Annotated in this window: 16 protein-coding genes; 6 read left to right on the top strand and 10 right to left on the bottom strand. The window is 66.4% G+C overall.

Going from position 1 to position 16292, the window contains the following annotated elements; translation table 11 throughout:
- Positions 1-9: 9 nt before the first annotated feature.
- Entirely contained in the window at positions 10-1113 is a 1104-nt protein-coding gene (locus tag FBY33_RS02675) for an ABC transporter permease (protein ID WP_142029186.1), read from the bottom strand.
- A 166-nt stretch (positions 1114-1279) separates the two neighbouring features.
- On the opposite strand from FBY33_RS02675, the gene FBY33_RS02670 reads away from it, so the two are divergent.
- The 3 genes from FBY33_RS02670 to FBY33_RS02660 are packed head-to-tail and all read left to right on the top strand — an operon-like array spanning position 1280 to position 4919.
- Positions 1280-2599 (top strand): sensor histidine kinase, encoded by a 1320-nt coding sequence (locus FBY33_RS02670; protein WP_200831302.1) that lies wholly within the window; start codon positions 1280-1282, stop codon positions 2597-2599.
- Positions 2592-3251, top strand: coding sequence for a response regulator (locus FBY33_RS02665; RefSeq protein WP_142029185.1), 660 nt, complete (start codon positions 2592-2594; stop codon positions 3249-3251). The genes FBY33_RS02670 and FBY33_RS02665 overlap by 8 nt, the downstream gene beginning before the upstream one ends.
- Positions 3252-3305: 54 nt before the next feature.
- Positions 3306-4919: an AMP-binding protein gene (locus tag FBY33_RS02660; protein ID WP_142029184.1), complete on the top strand. Its 1614-nt coding sequence runs from the start codon at positions 3306-3308 to the stop codon at positions 4917-4919.
- A gap of 94 nt (positions 4920-5013) precedes the next feature.
- Here the strand turns inward: FBY33_RS02660 and FBY33_RS02655 are convergent, their stop codons facing one another.
- Entirely contained in the window at positions 5014-6162 is a 1149-nt protein-coding gene (locus FBY33_RS02655) for a rhamnogalacturonan acetylesterase (protein WP_235010397.1), read from the bottom strand.
- 327 nt (positions 6163-6489) lie between these two features.
- Between FBY33_RS02655 and FBY33_RS02650 the strand changes: the two genes are divergently transcribed.
- Positions 6490-6675, top strand: coding sequence for a hypothetical protein (locus tag FBY33_RS02650; RefSeq protein ID WP_142029182.1), 186 nt, complete (start codon positions 6490-6492; stop codon positions 6673-6675).
- A 195-nt stretch (positions 6676-6870) separates the two neighbouring features.
- On the opposite strand, the gene FBY33_RS02645 is transcribed toward FBY33_RS02650, so the two are convergent.
- The 3 genes from FBY33_RS02645 to katG all read right to left on the bottom strand — a co-directional run bounded on the left by FBY33_RS02645 (position 6871) and on the right by katG (position 10134).
- A complete protein-coding gene (locus FBY33_RS02645; protein ID WP_142029181.1) occupies positions 6871-7173 on the bottom strand; it encodes an antibiotic biosynthesis monooxygenase family protein in 303 nt (100 codons plus the stop codon).
- A gap of 40 nt (positions 7174-7213) precedes the next feature.
- Positions 7214-7732, bottom strand: coding sequence for a GNAT family N-acetyltransferase (locus FBY33_RS02640; RefSeq protein ID WP_142029180.1), 519 nt, complete (start codon positions 7730-7732; stop codon positions 7214-7216).
- 107 nt (positions 7733-7839) lie between these two features.
- On the bottom strand, positions 7840-10134 hold the full coding sequence (katG, locus tag FBY33_RS02635; protein ID WP_142029179.1) for a catalase/peroxidase HPI: 2295 nt from the start codon (positions 10132-10134) through the stop codon (positions 7840-7842).
- Positions 10135-10391: 257 nt separating this feature from the next.
- On the opposite strand from katG, the gene FBY33_RS02630 reads away from it, so the two are divergent.
- Positions 10392-11480, top strand: coding sequence for an SDR family oxidoreductase (locus FBY33_RS02630; RefSeq protein WP_142029178.1), 1089 nt, complete (start codon positions 10392-10394; stop codon positions 11478-11480).
- Between the two features lie 33 nt (positions 11481-11513).
- On the opposite strand, the gene FBY33_RS02625 is transcribed toward FBY33_RS02630, so the two are convergent.
- The 3 genes from FBY33_RS02625 to FBY33_RS02615 all read right to left on the bottom strand — a co-directional run bounded on the left by FBY33_RS02625 (position 11514) and on the right by FBY33_RS02615 (position 12941).
- Entirely contained in the window at positions 11514-11834 is a 321-nt protein-coding gene (locus FBY33_RS02625; RefSeq protein WP_142029177.1) for a DMT family transporter, read from the bottom strand.
- Positions 11831-12187 carry a DMT family transporter gene (locus tag FBY33_RS02620; RefSeq protein ID WP_142029176.1) on the bottom strand — a complete coding sequence of 119 codons (357 nt, stop codon included), beginning with the start codon at positions 12185-12187 and terminating at the stop codon, positions 11831-11833. The genes FBY33_RS02625 and FBY33_RS02620 overlap by 4 nt, the downstream gene beginning before the upstream one ends.
- Before the next feature lie 115 nt (positions 12188-12302).
- Positions 12303-12941, bottom strand: coding sequence for an isochorismatase family protein (locus tag FBY33_RS02615; RefSeq protein WP_142029175.1), 639 nt, complete (start codon positions 12939-12941; stop codon positions 12303-12305).
- Positions 12942-13078: 137 nt separating this feature from the next.
- On the opposite strand from FBY33_RS02615, the gene FBY33_RS02610 reads away from it, so the two are divergent.
- Positions 13079-14044, top strand: a complete 966-nt coding sequence (locus FBY33_RS02610) for a GlxA family transcriptional regulator (protein WP_142029174.1) — start codon at positions 13079-13081, stop codon at positions 14042-14044.
- On the opposite strand, the gene FBY33_RS02605 is transcribed toward FBY33_RS02610, so the two are convergent.
- Both FBY33_RS02605 and FBY33_RS02600 read right to left on the bottom strand, forming a co-directional pair.
- On the bottom strand, positions 13996-15141 hold the full coding sequence (locus tag FBY33_RS02605; protein WP_160141936.1) for an amidohydrolase: 1146 nt from the start codon (positions 15139-15141) through the stop codon (positions 13996-13998). The two genes, FBY33_RS02610 and FBY33_RS02605, sit on opposite strands and share 49 nt — an antisense overlap.
- The gene (locus FBY33_RS02600; protein WP_142029172.1) at positions 15138-16250 is read right to left on the bottom strand and encodes a mandelate racemase/muconate lactonizing enzyme family protein; all 1113 of its coding nucleotides are present in this window, start codon (positions 16248-16250) and stop codon (positions 15138-15140) included. Before FBY33_RS02600 ends, FBY33_RS02605 begins: the two co-directional genes overlap by 4 nt.
- Positions 16251-16292 lie beyond the last annotated feature (42 nt).

Here is a 16292-nt window from a genome sequence, read left to right as displayed (position 1 = left end):
AGGGAGGAGTTAGTTGCCGCCGAGCGCCAGGAGCGCATCGACCTTGGTCACGCGGCGGACGGCCAGGGCGGCGCCCGCCAGGCCCAGGGCAACAATCCCGACGACGGGAAGCACCGTGGTGCCTACGTTCAGCAGGAACGGGGCAGCCTGGGCGGCCAGGGAGCCGGCGGCCACGCCCACGGATCCGCCGACGGTAGCTCCAGCGACGAGGACGATGGCGGCCTGGGTCATGGCGTCGCGCAGGATGTAGGAACCGGGGGCGCCCATGGCTTTCAGCACCGCGATGTCCCGGGTGCGCTGGATGGTCCAGACGGTCAGGAAGGCCACGATCACCAGCGATGAGATCCCGTACAGGAACGCTTGCATCAGGGTCAGGGAGCCGTTTTCGCTCTTGAAGGAGCCCAGTGCCTGGAAAGATCCCGTGCGCGACTCGCTGACCGTATGCGCGGTTGCGTTGGCAGTAGCCTCGTCCACCGTAGCCCCGTCCCCGTAGGTGACGGCGACGACCGTAGCCAACTGCCCGCCGTCGGACACGTGCGCTGCTTTAGCCCACGCGGGCAGCGCCGTCCACACCACACTGGTGTGGGCATACCACTGGTCCGGCACCACGGCGGCGACGGAAAGCTCCACGCCTCCAAAGGACACCGTGTCCCCCTGGCCCACGGACAGGGCCTCCGCAACGCTTGTGCCCAGCACGGCAGTGCCGGTGGATACCTCGACGGGCGCCAACCGGCTGCCGGGTGAAACACCGAAAACCGCCACGTTGGCCCTTCCTGAACCACCGGCCGTCTGGGCCCGGGTCTGGGTGATTCCCAGCGGCTCGGCGGACTCGACGCCGGACTGGTTCCGCCAGCTCTCCACCTGGGCGGCGGTCACGGAGCTTTCCGTATAGGACGCCTTGGGGGTGGCCGAACCGGGGGCGCCGAAAGCGATGGTGTCCACCGGTTTGGCGCCGGCTGCACCCAGCTTGCCGATGGCGGACGTGGACTGCTCGGCAAGGCCCGCGGTCAGCCCGGACAGCATGACCAGCAGGAGGGTGATCAGGGCTACGACGCCGCCCATCATGGCGAACCGGCCTTTGGCGAAGCGGATATCGCGGATTGCCAGGAACACGTTGTTTCTTCTCTCAGCAGGGGTGGTTTCTTCTGTCCTTCCACTTTCCCGGGAACGGCATGGAGGGGCATCGCGGGGACGGTTGATCTCCACGCGTGGAAGGGTTGAGCCGGGAGTCAACCTTTCGGTTGATCCCCTGCGGGCGGTCCCGGCATAAGCTGAGGGAATGCCTGCCACGCCCCTGCCGCAAACACTGGAAAAGGCCGGCGGCATCCCGGCGAAGGGGCCGTTGAATGCCTTGGAAAATGCCTCGTCGGCGGCCATCCTCCGGGTCCTGCGGGTCACCCTGCACACGGGGTTCGCCGTGCTGCTGGCTGTGGCACTGGTCCGGATGCTGATGGCCGGAGGGCCGCTGCGTTGGCTGTGGGCGGGCGGCGCGATCGTCCTGGCCGCTGTGTACCTGGCCGGAACGGTCCTCGAAAAACGCCATGCCGAAGCCCGCAGCAGGTTCAACCCGCGCCGCTACGGGCTGCTGTGGCTCGGCCTGGTCACGGGCCTGTGGGCGTTCCTGCTCGCGGGCAGCGCCGACTTCGCCTGGCTGGCCTTCCCCATCTTCTTTCTCCACCTTCACCTGCTGCCCCGCCGCGCAGCGCTGCCGGCGATCGCGCTGATGACCGCGGCGGTGGCCGCATCCCAGTGGGCTGCCAGCGGTGCTCCGGTGCCGCACGCGGCGGCCGTCGTCGGGCCCGTGCTGGGCGCGGTTTTCTCGGTGATTACCGGCCTTGCCTATGCGGCCCTGTACCGGGAGGCCGAGAACCAGCGGCGTGCGGCGGACGAACTGCGCCGCACCCGGGAGGAACTGGCCAGGTCCCAGCATGAGGCCGGGGTGCTGGCGGAGCGGGAGCGGCTGGCCCGGGAAATCCACGACACCCTGGCGCAGGGGCTGTCCAGCATCGTTCTCCTGGGGCGGGCGGCGGAGAAGTCGCTCACGGACGGTGACACAGCCACGGCTTCCGAGCGAGTGGCGCTGGTGCAGCAGACCGCTGCGGACAACCTTGCGGAGGCGCGCAGCTTTGTCCGCGGCCTGTCCTCGCCGCAGCTGGAGGGGAGCACCCTGGTGGAGGCCCTGCGACGGCTCTGCGGCACCACGGAGACCGGCGCCGCGGCCGCAGGAGTGGCGCTGCGGTGCCGGCTCGAGGTGGACGGCGAGCCGCAGGAGCTGCCCCAGCCGGTCCGCGTCACCCTGCTGCGGGCGGCGCAGGCAAGCCTCGCGAACGTCCGCGAACACGCCCGGGCCGCCACCGCCGTCGTCACCCTTGCCTTCCTGGGCAGCGAGGTGACCATGGACATTTACGACGACGGCACCGGCTTTGATCCCGCCGCTGCGGCCGGTGCCGCGGACGCAGCGGACGGCAGCGGGTTCGGGCTGCGCTCACTGCGGGAACGCGTCGCCGCACTGAACGGCTCGCTGGCAGTTGAATCCGCGCCAGGAGAGGGCACCGTGGTGGCCATCCGGCTGCCCCTGGACGGGGGACCGCGTGGCTGAAGTGCGCGTCCTGCTGGTGGATGACCATCCCGTGGTCCGTGCCGGACTGAGGGCCATGCTCACCGGATTCGAGGGCATCTCCATAGCCGCCGAGGCCGCTGACGGCGCTGCTGCGCTGAAGGAACTGGCACGGCTGCGGACACTTGGCGAGGCGCCGGATGTTGTCCTCATGGACCTGCAGATGGGCGACGGAATGGACGGGGTCACGGCCACCGCACAGATCCGGAAGCTCGCCACACCGCCGCCGGTGCTCATCCTCACCACGTACGACACCGACGCGGACATCCTGGCCGCGGTGGAGGCCGGGGCCAGCGGCTACATGCTCAAGGACGCGCCGCCGGAACAGCTGCGGCAGGCCGTCCTGCAGGCCGCGGCGGGTGGCACTGCCTTGGCGCCCCGGGCCGCTGCCCTGCTGATGCAACGGATCAGCAATCCCGGCACCTCCCTCACCCCGCGCGAGGTGCAGCTGCTGGAACTGCTGGCCACCGGCCTGTCCAACCGCGCCATCGCCAAGCAGGTCTTCATCTCGGAGGCCACGGTGAAGACCCACCTGGTGCACATTTACGGCAAGCTCGGCGTGGACAACCGTACGGCCGCCATCGCCGCGGCCACGCAGCGGCGCATCATCCGGGCGCCGGGGGCCACGGGCTGACTGAGTAGTAGGTTTATTCCACTGCCCCAGATCGCATTGTTCAAAGGAGAATGAATGTCCCGTCCGGTTCCAGCCGTTGATGCCCTTCTTGCCACTTACGGTGCTCCTGATGCCTGCGCGGCCGAACTCCTGTGCGACAGCCACGATCCCAACAATGTTGCCTTCACGGTGGTTGCCGCCGACCTCTCCGCGGAGGACACCACCTACGGCGAGCTCCGGGAACGCTCGGAACGGGGAGCCGCCGCCCTGGCCGAGCTGGGGGTGGGTCCCGGAGATGCGGTGGCCACCCTGATGGGCAAATCGGCTGACCTGGTGGTCATGCTCCTGGCCATTTGGCGGCGCGGGGCTGTCCATGTTCCGCTGTTCACTGCCTTCGCGTGGCCTGCCATCGAACTTCGCCTCACAGCGTCCGGCGCAAAGGCTGTGGTTACGGACCCCGACCAGCGGGCGAAGATCCAGGAAACCACTGCCGCCGTGGTGGTTGCCGGTGCAGAAGCATCCAGTCCGGACCTGGCGCTCACGCCGCTCCTGGCCAGGCAGCAACCGGGAATCGCGGCCGAAGCTGTGGGCGGTGACGGTGACCTGGTGCTGATCTTTACGTCCGGCACCACGGGTGCCCCCAAGGGTGTGCCGGTGCCCGTCCGGGCGTTGGCCGCCTTCCGCCAATACGTCGAAGTGGGCCTGGACGTCAGTGAAGAGGATGTCTTCTGGAACGCCGCAGATCCCGGCTGGGCATATGGCCTGTACTACGGGATTCTAGGGCCCATGGCGGCAGGACGGCGCAACCTCCTGCTGCGGCCGGGGTTCTCGCCGGAACTCAGCTTCAAGGTGCTGGAGGCGTTTTCCGTCACCAACTTCGCGGCTGCTCCCACGGTGTACCGCACCATGCGCGCAAAAACCGAGGCCGGAACGGGACCCTTCCGGCTTCGGCGTGCCTCCTCCGCCGGCGAACCGCTGACCCCCGAAGTGATCAGCTGGGCCCGCGAGGTGCTGGGCGTTCCCGTCCGGGACCACTACGGACAGACCGAACACGGGATGATGATCATCAACGCCTGGCATGACGACGTGAGGACGGAGCTCAGGCCCGGATCCATGGGCCGGCCCCTGCCGGGGTGGAGCTGCGCCGTCCTCAAGGACAATGCCGACGAACCGGCCGCGCCGGGTGAACTGGGCAGGGTTGCCGTCAACGTGGCCGAAAGCCCCATGATGTGGTTCAAGGGGTACCGGGACGCCCCGGACAAAACGGCCGAAAGGTTCAGCGCGGACGCCAAGTGGTACCTGACCGGTGATGCGGGCATGGTGGACGCGGACGGCTACTATTTCTTCTCCTCCCGGGATGACGACGTGATCATCATGGCCGGATACCGGATTGGCCCTTTCGACGTCGAGAGCGTCCTTGCCACCCACCCGGCGGTCCTGGAAACTGCCGTGGTGGGCGCCCCCGACGAACTGCGCGGAGAAGTCCTGGAGGCCTACGTTGTCCTGGCGGCCGGGACCACCGGCGGTGACGCCCTGGTGACCGAACTCCAGACCATGGTGAAGACGCAGTTCGCCGCCCACGCCTACCCGCGCCGCATCCACTTCGTTGAGGAGCTGCCCAAGACGCCGTCGGGGAAGCTGCAGCGCTACGTCCTGAGGCAGCAGCGGGCCGCGGAAGCGGGCAGTTAAACAGGACAGGAAAGGACGACGGCGGGGTGCGGCACCATGGTTCCAAAGCCATGGGTGCCGCACACCGCCGTCGTGGTTCCTTTTGGGGGTCCCGTCAGGCGGCCCCGCCCAGCAGGCCCTGCCTGGTGAGGTCAGCGGTGACCAGGCGGGCCAGTTCCGCTGCACCTGCCCGGTTGGGGTGCAGGGTATCGCCGGTCATGAACAGGGCGAGCGTGGCGTCGGGCCCGATCCCTGTGAAGTAGGCGGAGGACAGGACATTCAGGTCCACCAGCGGCACACCTTCCTCCTGGGCAAGGGCCACCGTGGAGTGCCGGTACCAGCGGTCCACCGAACTGTGGATTCCGTCCACGAAGTCGGTGGCCCGGCCCTGCGGCGTGACCAGGACGGGGGTGGCGCCCGTGGCGGCCACCTGGCGGACCATGTCCCGCATGATCTCCTTGAACTCGGCCTCGGTGGTGGCGTTCTTCGCGGCGGTGTCGTTGATGCCCATTTCGAGGAGGAACAGGTCGCCGGGCTTGATGTACTGCAGGATGGCCTCGAACTGGCCGTCGTTGCGGAAGCCGCGGGCGATCTGGCCGCCTGTGGCCATATTGCGGATGTCGAAAGCCTCGGGGTCAACGAACTGCGGGAGCATCTGGCCCCAGCCGCCCTGGACGCTTGTTTCCAAGGGGTAGTAGTTGGCCACCGTGGAGTCGCCGCCCACCCAGATGGTCGGGTCCATCTCCGGATGGCGGGACACCTTTTCAATCTCCAGCGAGCTCAGGGTAAAGGCCGTTCCCACCTTGCCCTCGGTGACCAGCAGGTTCAGCTGGCCGTCCGTCACCGGGATCTCAAAGGAATCCGTGGCACCGTTGCCGGTGAGGTTCATGGCTTGGAAAACTCCTTCAGCCGCGATGCTGGCCCGGGAGGTGTCGCCCAAAGTGACCGTGACTTTGTACAGGCCCTCCTTCAGGTCCACGTTGAACGTGTTGCTGCTCTTGGTACCAAACTCCAGGAAACGGACGGCATCACTGCCCGCGCCGCTGCCCTTTGCCGGGACGTTGACCACGTGTTCGGGGGTGTTGAAGCCGTAGCGCATCTCCGGGCTGTACGCGTCAGCTGCGCTGACCCCGGTGTAGCCCTGCTCGACTGGACCCGCGCCGAAGTCGAAGCGGTAGTTGCTGGGCTCGGCATTGGCTGCGGGAGCGGACAGCGTGAGTCCCGCGCTTGCGGCCAGCGCGGCCACAGCGAGGGAGCAAGCCACTGGCCTATTGAACCTTGATGGGAAGGTGGGGCGCTTTGCTGACACTTTCATCTCCTTTGATGAGGGTGGACTCCGTCCACGCATGGTTGTATCGATTCAAAAAATGCTTGAGTAGTTCGGTTCCTGAAGCCTGGCGGCGTGGGGAATGGCGTGCTGCCGGTGTTACAAAGTTTGTAACAGCGCTAAACGTTCGAAGTCAAGATAATTTGGGAGATTGGTGTGAGATTTTGATGTTTCCTGTTTGTCTGCAAAAGTGATGCCCCCGTTACCGGCGTCTTTTGCCGTGGGGGCTGTTAGCGTGGAGGCCCAGCCATAGAAGGAGGAGCGATGTCCATCAATTCACCTGATTCACTGCCCGAGGATGAGCCGCAGGGAGAGTCCGTAGCAGGCAAGGGCAATCCCGACGCCGGGATCCCCGGTGGCAAGGACGGCGTGGGAATATCCGATGGCGCCGAGCCCAACACCTTTGAACCCGAGGAAGATCCTGACGCCACGGCGGGGCCGGCTGACTGAGATTCCCTGAAGAGGTCATTGAGTCCCTCTCAAGGTTGGCTCAAGATTGGCCGAAGGTGGCCGATTTGGCAGTTTGGCCAACCTACTGACCGGTAGTTTTTAAGTGCTTGCCCGCCATTTCCCCCGGCAGGGAAGCAAGAAGCCCCCGCGCTGGAGCCAGACTCGCGCGGGGGCTTCCCCCATGTTCCGGCCGTGTCAGCGGCCTGCCAAGCTCACGTGTTCGAAGTGCTCAACGACCGGGAACGGCTCATAGAACCGGTGCAGCAGGCTCCGCCACTGCTGGTAATCCGCGGAACCGCGAAAACCCACCGTATGGTCCTCCAGCTTCTCCCACTCGACCAGCAGCAGGTAGGTGCCGGGGGATTCGATCGAGCGGGACAGCGACAACGACAGAAAACCAGGCATGGAAGCAATGATGGGGCGGGCCTGGCGGAACGCGGCCTCGAATTGCTCCTCCTGGCCAGGGATGACGGGAAGCAGGGCATGTTCAGTGATCACCGGGCAAGTCTGTCAGACCTGTGGCGGCAAATACGCCTGGCTAGGGGTTATTGATCCAGTAGCGGCGCTTGCCGTTGCGCGTGTCCTCATACCGGCCACCGTTCTTCTCGATGGTTGCCCGCGATCCGGCGTTGTCCTCGTCGCACGTCAGGAGAACCCGTTCGATCCCCAGTGACCGCGCCACGGGAAGCGCGTCTGCAAGGGCTTGCGCTGCATGGCCCCGCCGCCTGGCAGTGGGCCTGACGCTGTAGCCGATGTGCCCGCCTTCATTGAGGAGGTAGTCGGTCAACTCGTGCCTGATGGCCAGCGAGCCGAGGAACGTGCCGCCGTCGACAATCCAAAGGTAGGTGCAGGGCACCAAGCCGGGCTTGCGCACGGTTTCCGGCAGTGAGTCGTTGACGAGGGCATCGACGAAGCGGCCGAAGACCTGGGCGTCCTTGAGATCGTCCAGGGACCAGCCGTCGGCGCCCGCACCGTCCTGCCGGGCGCCGCCAAATTCCGCGGCTGCTTCAAGCCAGGACCGGTGGAAGCTGACGTTTGGGGCAATGAGCTGGGCCATCACAAGATCCTACGGTGCCCCGCGCCCTGCCGGCCGCGCAAGGCAGCCCGGGTCAGGGCCGGCTGCAGTTGCAGCCGGCCCTGACCCGGCGGTTCAGTTCACCTTGGTCACTTCAGGTCGAAGCGGTCCAGCTCCATGACCTTGGCCCAAGCGGCAACGAAGTCGTTGACGAACTTCTCCCCGGCGTCCTCGCTGGCGTAGACCTCGGCAAGGGCGCGCAGCTGCGAGTTGGAGCCGAACACCAAGTCCACCGGGGTGGCCGTCCACCTCAGCTCGCCGGTGGCGGCGTCGTTGATTTCGTAGACGTTCTCCTCTGATTCGGATGCCTTCCACTTGGTGCCCGGCGAGAGCAGGTTGACGAAGAAGTCGTTCGTCAGGACCTGCGGCTTGTCCGTCAGCACGCCGTGGCTGGAACCGCCCACGTTGGTGCCCAGGGCGCGCATGCCGCCCACCAGCGCCGTCATCTCCGGTGCGGAGAGGTCCAGCATGTAGGCCTTGTCCAGCAGGAGGGTTTCGGGCGGGAGCTTCGAGCCGGGCCGCAGGTAGTTGCGGAATCCGTCTGCCCGCGGCTGCAGGTACTGGAAGGATTCGACGTCGGTCTGCTCCTGCGCGGCATCGGTGCGTCCCGGGCGGAACGGCACGGTGACGGGGAAGCCGGCGCCGGCAGCGGCTTTTTCCACCGCGGCGGCGCCGCCGAGGACGATCAGGTCAGCGAGGGAGACCTTCTTGCCGCCCGTCTGCGCGGCGTTGAACTCCTCCTGCACGCGCTCAAGGGCCTGCAGGACGGTGGACAGCTGCCCAGGCTCGCTCGCTTCCCAGCTGCGCTGCGGCTCCAGCCGGATCCGGGCACCGTTGGCACCGCCGCGCCGGTCCGTCTTCCGGTACGTGGCAGCCGAGGCCCAGGCCGTGCCTGCCAGTTGCGGGATGGTCAGGCCGGAGTCCAGGAGCTTGGCCTTCAGCGAAGCGATGTCCTGCTCGTCGATCAGTTCATGGTCGACGGCGGGAACGGGATCCTGCCACAGCTGCGCCTCGGGAACCCAGGGACCCAGCATGTGCGGGCCAACCGGGCCCATGTCACGGTGCAGCAGTTTGTACCAGGCCTTGCCGAAGGCCAGGGCGAACTCGTCCGGGTTCTTGAGGAAGCGGCGTCCGATTTCCTCGTAGACGGGGTCGAAGCGCAGCGACAGGTCCGTGGTCAGCATGGTGGGGCGGTGCTTCTTGGCGGGATCGTGGGCGTCCGGGATGATCTCGGGGGCGTCCTTGGCAACCCACTGGTGGGCGCCGCCGGGGCTCTTGACCAGTTCCCATTCGTACTCGAACAGGATCTCCAGGAAGCGGTTGCTCCACTGGGTGGGCTTGTCCGTCCAGGTGACCTCAAGGCCCGAGGTGATGGTGTCCCCACCCTTGCCGCTGCCGTAGGTGCTGAGCCAGCCCAGGCCCTGTGCCTCAAGGTTGGCGCCCTCCGGTTCGGGACCCACGTGAGCATCGGCGGGGCCGGCGCCATGGGTCTTGCCGAAGGTGTGGCCGCCGGCGATGAGCGCGAAGGTCTCTTCGTCGTTCATCGCCATGCGCTTGAACGTCTCGCGGATGAAGGCGGCAGCGGCCACGGGGTCCGGGTTGCCCATGGGGCCTTCGGGGTTGACGTAGATCAGGCCCATTTCGGTGGAACCGACGTCTTCGGACATCTGGCCTTCGCCCACGTAGCGCTCGTCGCCGAGCCAGGCGTCTTCAGGGCCCCAGAAGATCTGCTCGGGCTCCCACACGTCCTCGCGGCCAAAGGCGAAGCCGAAGGTCTTGAAGCCCATCGATTCCAGGGCAACGTTGCCGGCCAGGACCAGCAGGTCGGCCCAGGAGAGCTTCTGGCCGTACTTCTGCTTGACCGGCCACAGCAGCCGCCGGGCCTTGTCCAGGTTGGCGTTGTCGGGCCAGCTGTTCAGCGGCGCGAACCGCTGGCCGCCGTCGCCCGCGCCACCGCGGCCGTCGTGGACGCGGTAGGTGCCGGCCGCGTGCCAGCTCATGCGGATCATCAGGCCGCCGTAGTGGCCGAAGTCCGCCGGCCACCAGTCCTGCGACGTGGTCAGGACCTCGGTGATGTCACGCTTCAGGGACTCGACGTCGAGCTTCTGGAATTCCTTACGGTAGCTGAACGACGGGTCCAGCGGGTTGCTCGCCTTGCCGTGCGCGTGCAGCACGGAAAGGTCCAGCTGGTTGGGCCACCAGTCCTGGTTGGTCCGCGGCCGGTGCCCCTTGGGCTGCGGGGAATCGATCGCCGGGTTTTCGCTTTCGCTGCCCTGGGCCGTGGCGCTGCCATGGGCCACCGGGCACCCGCCCTCAGCCTTGCTGTCCAGGCCTTGGGCGCTCCCGGGAGTGGGGACCGGGGGATGCTCTTGGGGATCGGTCATGTGCTTCCTTCCATGTGGCCGAGGCCGTGGAGCGGACTCGGGCGGCCGGTTCAACCTTCCCATTTGAACATGGGTGGGAGGCCGTTGAAGAACACCCGGCATGGGCGCGGCAACCCGCCCGTCCACGCCAGGCCTGGTGTTTCCGGAGCGGCCACCGCATAGGTGCGGAATATCTGCCTAAGGCTGCGGCTTGTCGCTAGGGGGCCGTCGTCGGAATATACGTCCCGGCCCACGCAGCACCCACGAGAAGGAGCACTATGACCATTGGCGCAGGAACAGCAGGCAACGGACGGACGGCCCTCGTGGTCGGAGCCACTGGAATCGCGGGGTCTGCCCTGGTGGATACCTTGGTTGGACAAGGCTGGGCGGTCCTTGCCTTGTCGCGCAGGCCCGGAGCCGAGCGCGCCGGCGTCAGGTGGCTCTCCGCAGACCTGACCTCGGCTGCCTCCCTGGCCGCCGTACTTGGTCCGGAGAACCCCTCACATGTCTACTTCACCGCTTGGTCCCGGCGGACCACGGAGGAAGAGAACATCGCCGTCAATGCCGGCATGGTCCGTGACCTCCTCGCAGCACTGCGGGGAAAAGAGGTGGCCCACGTTGCCCTGATGACCGGCCTCAAGCACTATCTCGGACCATTCGAGGCGTACGCGGCCGGAGAAATGCCGGACACGCCCTTCCACGAGGAGGAACCGCGGCTTCAGGTGCCCAACTTCTACTATGCCCAGGAGGACGAACTTTGGGCGGCGGCGGCTCAGAAGGCCTTCACCTGGTCCGTGCACCGTGCACATACCGTGATCGGGCACGCGGTGGGCAATGCCATGAACATGGGCCTCACGCTCGCCGCGCAGGCCACCCTGTGCCGGGAAAGCGGCGAGCCGTTCGTCTTCCCGGGATCCGAGACACAATGGAACGGCCTGACCGACATGACGGATGCAGGCCTGCTGGCCGAGCACATGCTCTGGGCCTCCACCACTCCCGCAGCCGCTAATGAGGCGTTCAACCTCGTCAACGGCGATGTATTCCGCTGGCGTTGGATGTGGCCGAAACTCGCAGCCTACTTCGGCGTTGAGTGGGAGGGATACCAGGGTCAGCCCCGTCCCCTTGAGCAGTCCATGGCGGGCCGCGAAGACCAGTGGCGGCAGCTTGCCGCTAAGCACAACCTCAGCGAACCGGCGCTGGACCGGGTGGCGTCCTGGTGGCACACGGACGGTGACCTGGGGCGCAATATCGAGGTGGTGACGGACATGGGCAAGAGCCGTGATGCCGGGTTCACGGGGTACCGGCGGACGCTGGACTCGTTCACCGCACTCTTTGACCGCTACCGGGCGGAAAACCTGATTCCCTGAGGGTGGTGCTCGCCGTTATGCAGCACATCACGCTTAGTGCACTGCGCCAAGTTCGATAAGCAGGACGCCGCCGATGATGAGTCCGAGGCCGAGCATCATGACGGGGGTGATGGCCTCCTTGAAGAAGACCCGGCTGGCCAGGGCAGTGAGTGCGACGCCGGCTGCGGCCCAGATGCCGTAGGCAACGCCGAGGCTCATGCCCTGGTCCAGGGTCAGCGTGAGGAGCGTGAACGCCAGGACATAGCCGACGCCGACCGGTACGTAACAGCGCCGCTTACCGGTGGAAGCGACCCGCAGGAGGAGGGTGGCGCTGACTTCAGTGAGGATTGCCGCTGCCAGCAGCAGCCACATCATGAGTTGACCATTTCTTTGGCAGGTTCCTCCGCCGGCTCCTTGTGCGATCCGAGTTCAACGCAGAGCACCCCGCCGATCACCATGGCGACGCCGATCATCATCACCGGGGTCAGCGCTTCGCCGAAGATGAGGGCCGCCAGCAGCACGGTGAGTGTCACGCCCAGGGCAGCCCAGATGCCGTAGGCAACACCGAGGCCCAGGCCTTTGCGGAGGACTCCGGCGAGAAATGCGAAGGAGGCGGAATAGCCGAGAACCACCACGATGAAGAGGGCAGGATTATCCAGGGCCGCTTTCAATGAGAGGGAGGCTGTCACCTCACTCAGGATGGCGCCGGCGAGAAAAATCCACTTCATCTAAAAAGTCCTTGACATTCGTTTGGGCTGGTTCCCGTGGATGCAACGCCGCGATTGCTGCCGGTGTTCCCGGGCTTCCCGCCGGGAAGGACAGGCGGGAAGCCGGGGACGCTGGCTAGGTTTGCGGAACCAGTTCCAGTCCGGCCACGGCGGAGCTGCCGAGGTCACTGCCGGTGAGTGGCTGCTGCGCACTCAGGGCGTTGGCCCAGGTGCCGGTGTCGGCCACTGCTGCCCAGTTCGAGTTCAGCAGCGCCAGCAGCGTGGTGTGCACTGTTTTTGCGTCGGCGGAACCTGCGTCATTGGCGAGGTTGATGGCACCCGTGGCATCGGAGAGGACTTCGGTGCTGAAGCCGAGGAACTCTGCCTCCACGGCGGAGGCGAGCACGCAGTTGTTGGTCATGTAGCCCACCAAGGTGACCGTGTCGACGTCGTGCTTCCGCAGCCATTCGGCGAGGTCCGTACCTGTGTAAACCGAGCCGTACTGCTTGACCAACGACTTCCATTCGCCGGTCTTGCGGCGTTCGATCTCGGGGTGCAGCTCGAAGGCAGGTGTGCCGGGAGCAAACACAGGCGCGCCTTCGCCGGCGGAGTGCTGGATCACGGCGATGGGAATGCCGGCGGCCGTGGCGGCGTCCACCGCTTTGGCGATGGTGGGCAGGGACTCCTGGTGCGGCGGGTACTGGATTTCGAGGGGGCCGCTGAAGTACTGCTGCTGCACATCGATGAGGATGAGGGCGCGGCGGGGGTTGCTCATTGGTCTTGGTTCTCCCTGGCGTTTGATTCGGTTGCCGGTTGGCGGCCGTTCCAGTCTTCCCGTTCCGGATGTAGGTCAACAGTGGCACGAAGGCGAACGTACGATGGATTCGGGCCAAAAGTACGGGAAGGGGCGCCATGAGGATCGCCGTGTATGCCTTCGACGGGGTGACGATGTTCCACCTCTCTGTTCCGCAGATGGTTTTCGATGAGGTGGCGCGGCAGGGCCTTGCCGGCTGGACGACGGTTCTTTTTTCCGACCAGGAAGGCGGGATCACCACCGCTGAGGGATACCGGCTGGGGGAGATGGAAGGACCGGCGGCCGCAAAGGAAGCGGACATCGTGGTGGTGCCTTCATGGTTCGACGACGGGCGCATGCTGGGCAATTCGCTGCGGCAGGTGCTCCAGGAGGCACACGGGCGCGGGGCGCCCATTCTGGGGTTGTGCCTTGGCGCGATCCCCGTATCCGACGCCGGACTGCTCGCCGGGCGTCCGGCCGTCACGCACTGGCAGGCATTCGACTCCCTTGCTGCGCGGCACCCGGATGTCCCGCTGGACCAGTCTGTCCTCTACATCGACCACGGTGATGTGCTCACCTCCGCCGGCACTGCCTCCGCGCTGGATGCCTGCCTGCATGTCGTGCGGGCCCGCCTGGGGGCGGAGGCAGCCAACCAGGTGGCCCGCAGCCTGGTCATCGCGCCGCACCGGGAGGGCGGACAGGCGCAGTACATCGAGCATCCGGTGCCGGCGGGCTCAAGTGACGACCCGATTTCGCGCCTGCTTGAATGGGTGCTGGCCCGCCTGGGGGAGCCGCTAACCATCGACAGGCTGGCGGCCCAGGCGCACCTGAGCCGCCGCACATTTGTCCGCGCCTTCCGGGCCGCAACCGGGACCACACCTGCCGCGTGGATCCGCGCCCGCCGGCTCGACGCCGCCCGGCGGCTGCTCGAAACCACGGACCTGTCGATCGAACAGATCTCCACCGACTGCGGATTCGGCAACGCCGTCACCCTGCGCCAGAACTTCGCAGCCGCCTTTTCCACCACCCCCACGGACTACAGGCGGCGGTTCGACGCGCGGGCTGACCCGTATCCGGCCATCTGACGGCAGGACGCCAAAAGGACAGCAACGGCACGTTCCATCGCATCGCCGTCGAAGGTCATGCCCGGGTGGTGCAGTCCGGGTTGGACGTTCGCGCCGACGGCCAGCATGGCGGCCTGAAGTGCAGGGTTCCGCCGGGTGTAGAAGTGGAAGTCGTCGGACCCGGAGATCACGATCCTGGGACGCAGGAACCCGCTGCCGAGTGTTGCCGTGATCGACGAAGCCAGGGCAGCCTCGGCTTCCGGACCTATCACTGCAGCAGGCACTTCGTCGCGGAAGTCGAGGCGGATGTCGGCCCCGGCGGCAGCGGCCACCGAGCGGCACACCTCCGCCAGCCCGGTCCGCAACGTGTCCATGGCCTCGTTCGTTTGGGCCCTCATGTCCACTCCGAAGTGCCCGCTGCCGGGGATGACGTTGAGGTTGCTTCCGCCGGCCTGCAGCATTGTCATTTTGGCGGAACTCGGCACTTGCGGATCGATTTTTAGGCGCCGCAGCCCTGCCGAGACTTCAAACGCAAGTTCGACGGCGTTCGCCCCCAGGTGGGGCCGCGCGCCATGGTGGTCTTCACCAGTGATGGTGCCGGTGGCAAAAAGGCAGGCGCCATGCGAGATGGCAGGTGCCAGACAGGGTGCCGGGAGCTCCTGCTGCGGACGCAGGTGCACACCGAAGAGGTACTCGAGCCCGTCCGTGACACCAAGTGCCGCCACACGTTCCGCACCGTTGCCAGCCTCCTCCGCCGGTTGGAAGATGGCGCGGACAGCGCCGTCCATCGGCCCCGCCTGCTCCGCGAGTTCGAGCATGACGGCAGCCACGATCGCCATGTTCGCGTCATGGCCGCACGAATGGACCACGGTGGGTCGCCCGTCCACCTCCTGCACCAACGCATCCATGTCCGCCCTGAGCCCTATCCTGGGAACGCCCTCCCCGACATCCACCGTGAACCCGGGGAACGTGCCGAATTTCCGGGGTTCCAGGCCTGCCCTCGTGAGCAGGCCGGCCAGGTAATCGGAGGTGGCAAATTCCTCCATGCTCGGCTCCGGGTGCTGGTGGAGGTGGTTCCAGATGCCGTGAAGACGGCGCCGCGCAGCGTCACTGATCACGCAGTTACCCCACATGCACTGACCGTCAGGTCGGCCAGGACATCAAGGTCCACGTCCACGCCCAGCCCCGGGCCCTCACCCACCTGGACCTCGGGCAGGACGTAGGCCAGGTTGCCGGGCTCCCGGGCGAACTTCACTGGTCCTGACAGTTCAGTGGACACAATGTTGGGGTGGGAAAGGGCCAAGTGGAATCCGGCGGCTGAGGCGATGCTGGTTTCCAGCATCGAACCGATCTGGACCTTGAGGCCGCCGAGTTCGGCTTGCGTGGCCAGGCGGTGGCAGGGTGTGATCCCACCGCTCTTCATGAGTTTGAGGTTGACCATGTCCACTGAACGGTCGCGGACAAACCGGACCAGGTCGGCGGCATCAACCACTGATTCGTCAGCCATGAGGCGGGCGCCGGTGGCCTGGCGCAGCAGCTTGAAACCGTCGATATCGTCGGCGGGTAGCGGTTGTTCCACCCAATCGATTCCGTACGGTTCCAGGGCCTGAATCATTTCACGTGCGGTGGCGGGATCGGCCCACCCCTGGTTGACGTCCACCCGGATGGCGAGGTCCGTGCCGATCGCTGTGCGGACAGCCCGGACGCGTTCAACATCCAGGCCGTCACCGCCACCGAGCTTCATCTTGAGGTGGCGGTAACCCTGGTTTCGCGCCTGGACCGCCTGTTCGGCCAGGACCTCCGGGGCAAGGATGCTCATGACCCTGGCGATGGTGGGCTGTTCCGGGCGGCGTCCCCCCAGCAGGCTGTAGATGGGGCGGTTGGCCGCCTTCCCGGCCAGGTCCCAGCAGGCAATGTCGACGGCGGCCTTCGCGGCTCCGCAGCCTTTAAGCGCCTTGTTGAGGTGCTGGTGCACGGCCGTGATGTCGCGGGGGTCCAGTCCCAGCACTGCGGGAACCAGTTCCGTCCGCAGTGCTTCAACCGTTCCGGTGGGCGTCTCTCCGGTGATGTGCCCGTCCGGGACGCTTTCGCCGTAGCCAGTCAGGCCGTCGTCGGTCTCCAAGGTAAGGATGACGCTGGGCATCGAGGCGTAGCTGTCGTAGGAAACCACGAACGGTTCCAGCAGCGGGAGGTCGATAAGGGTGATGGTGGCGCGGGAGATCTTCAAGGCAAGACTCACAATTCAGGAGGGGGAGGACGGTGCGGAGGG

Origin of the sequence: Arthrobacter sp. SLBN-112 (assembly GCF_006715225.1) — a bacterium.
Taxonomy (GTDB): domain Bacteria; phylum Actinomycetota; class Actinomycetes; order Actinomycetales; family Micrococcaceae; genus Arthrobacter.
Note: the sequence above shows the minus strand (reverse complement) of the source record. Positions and strands in the feature narration are given on the sequence as shown.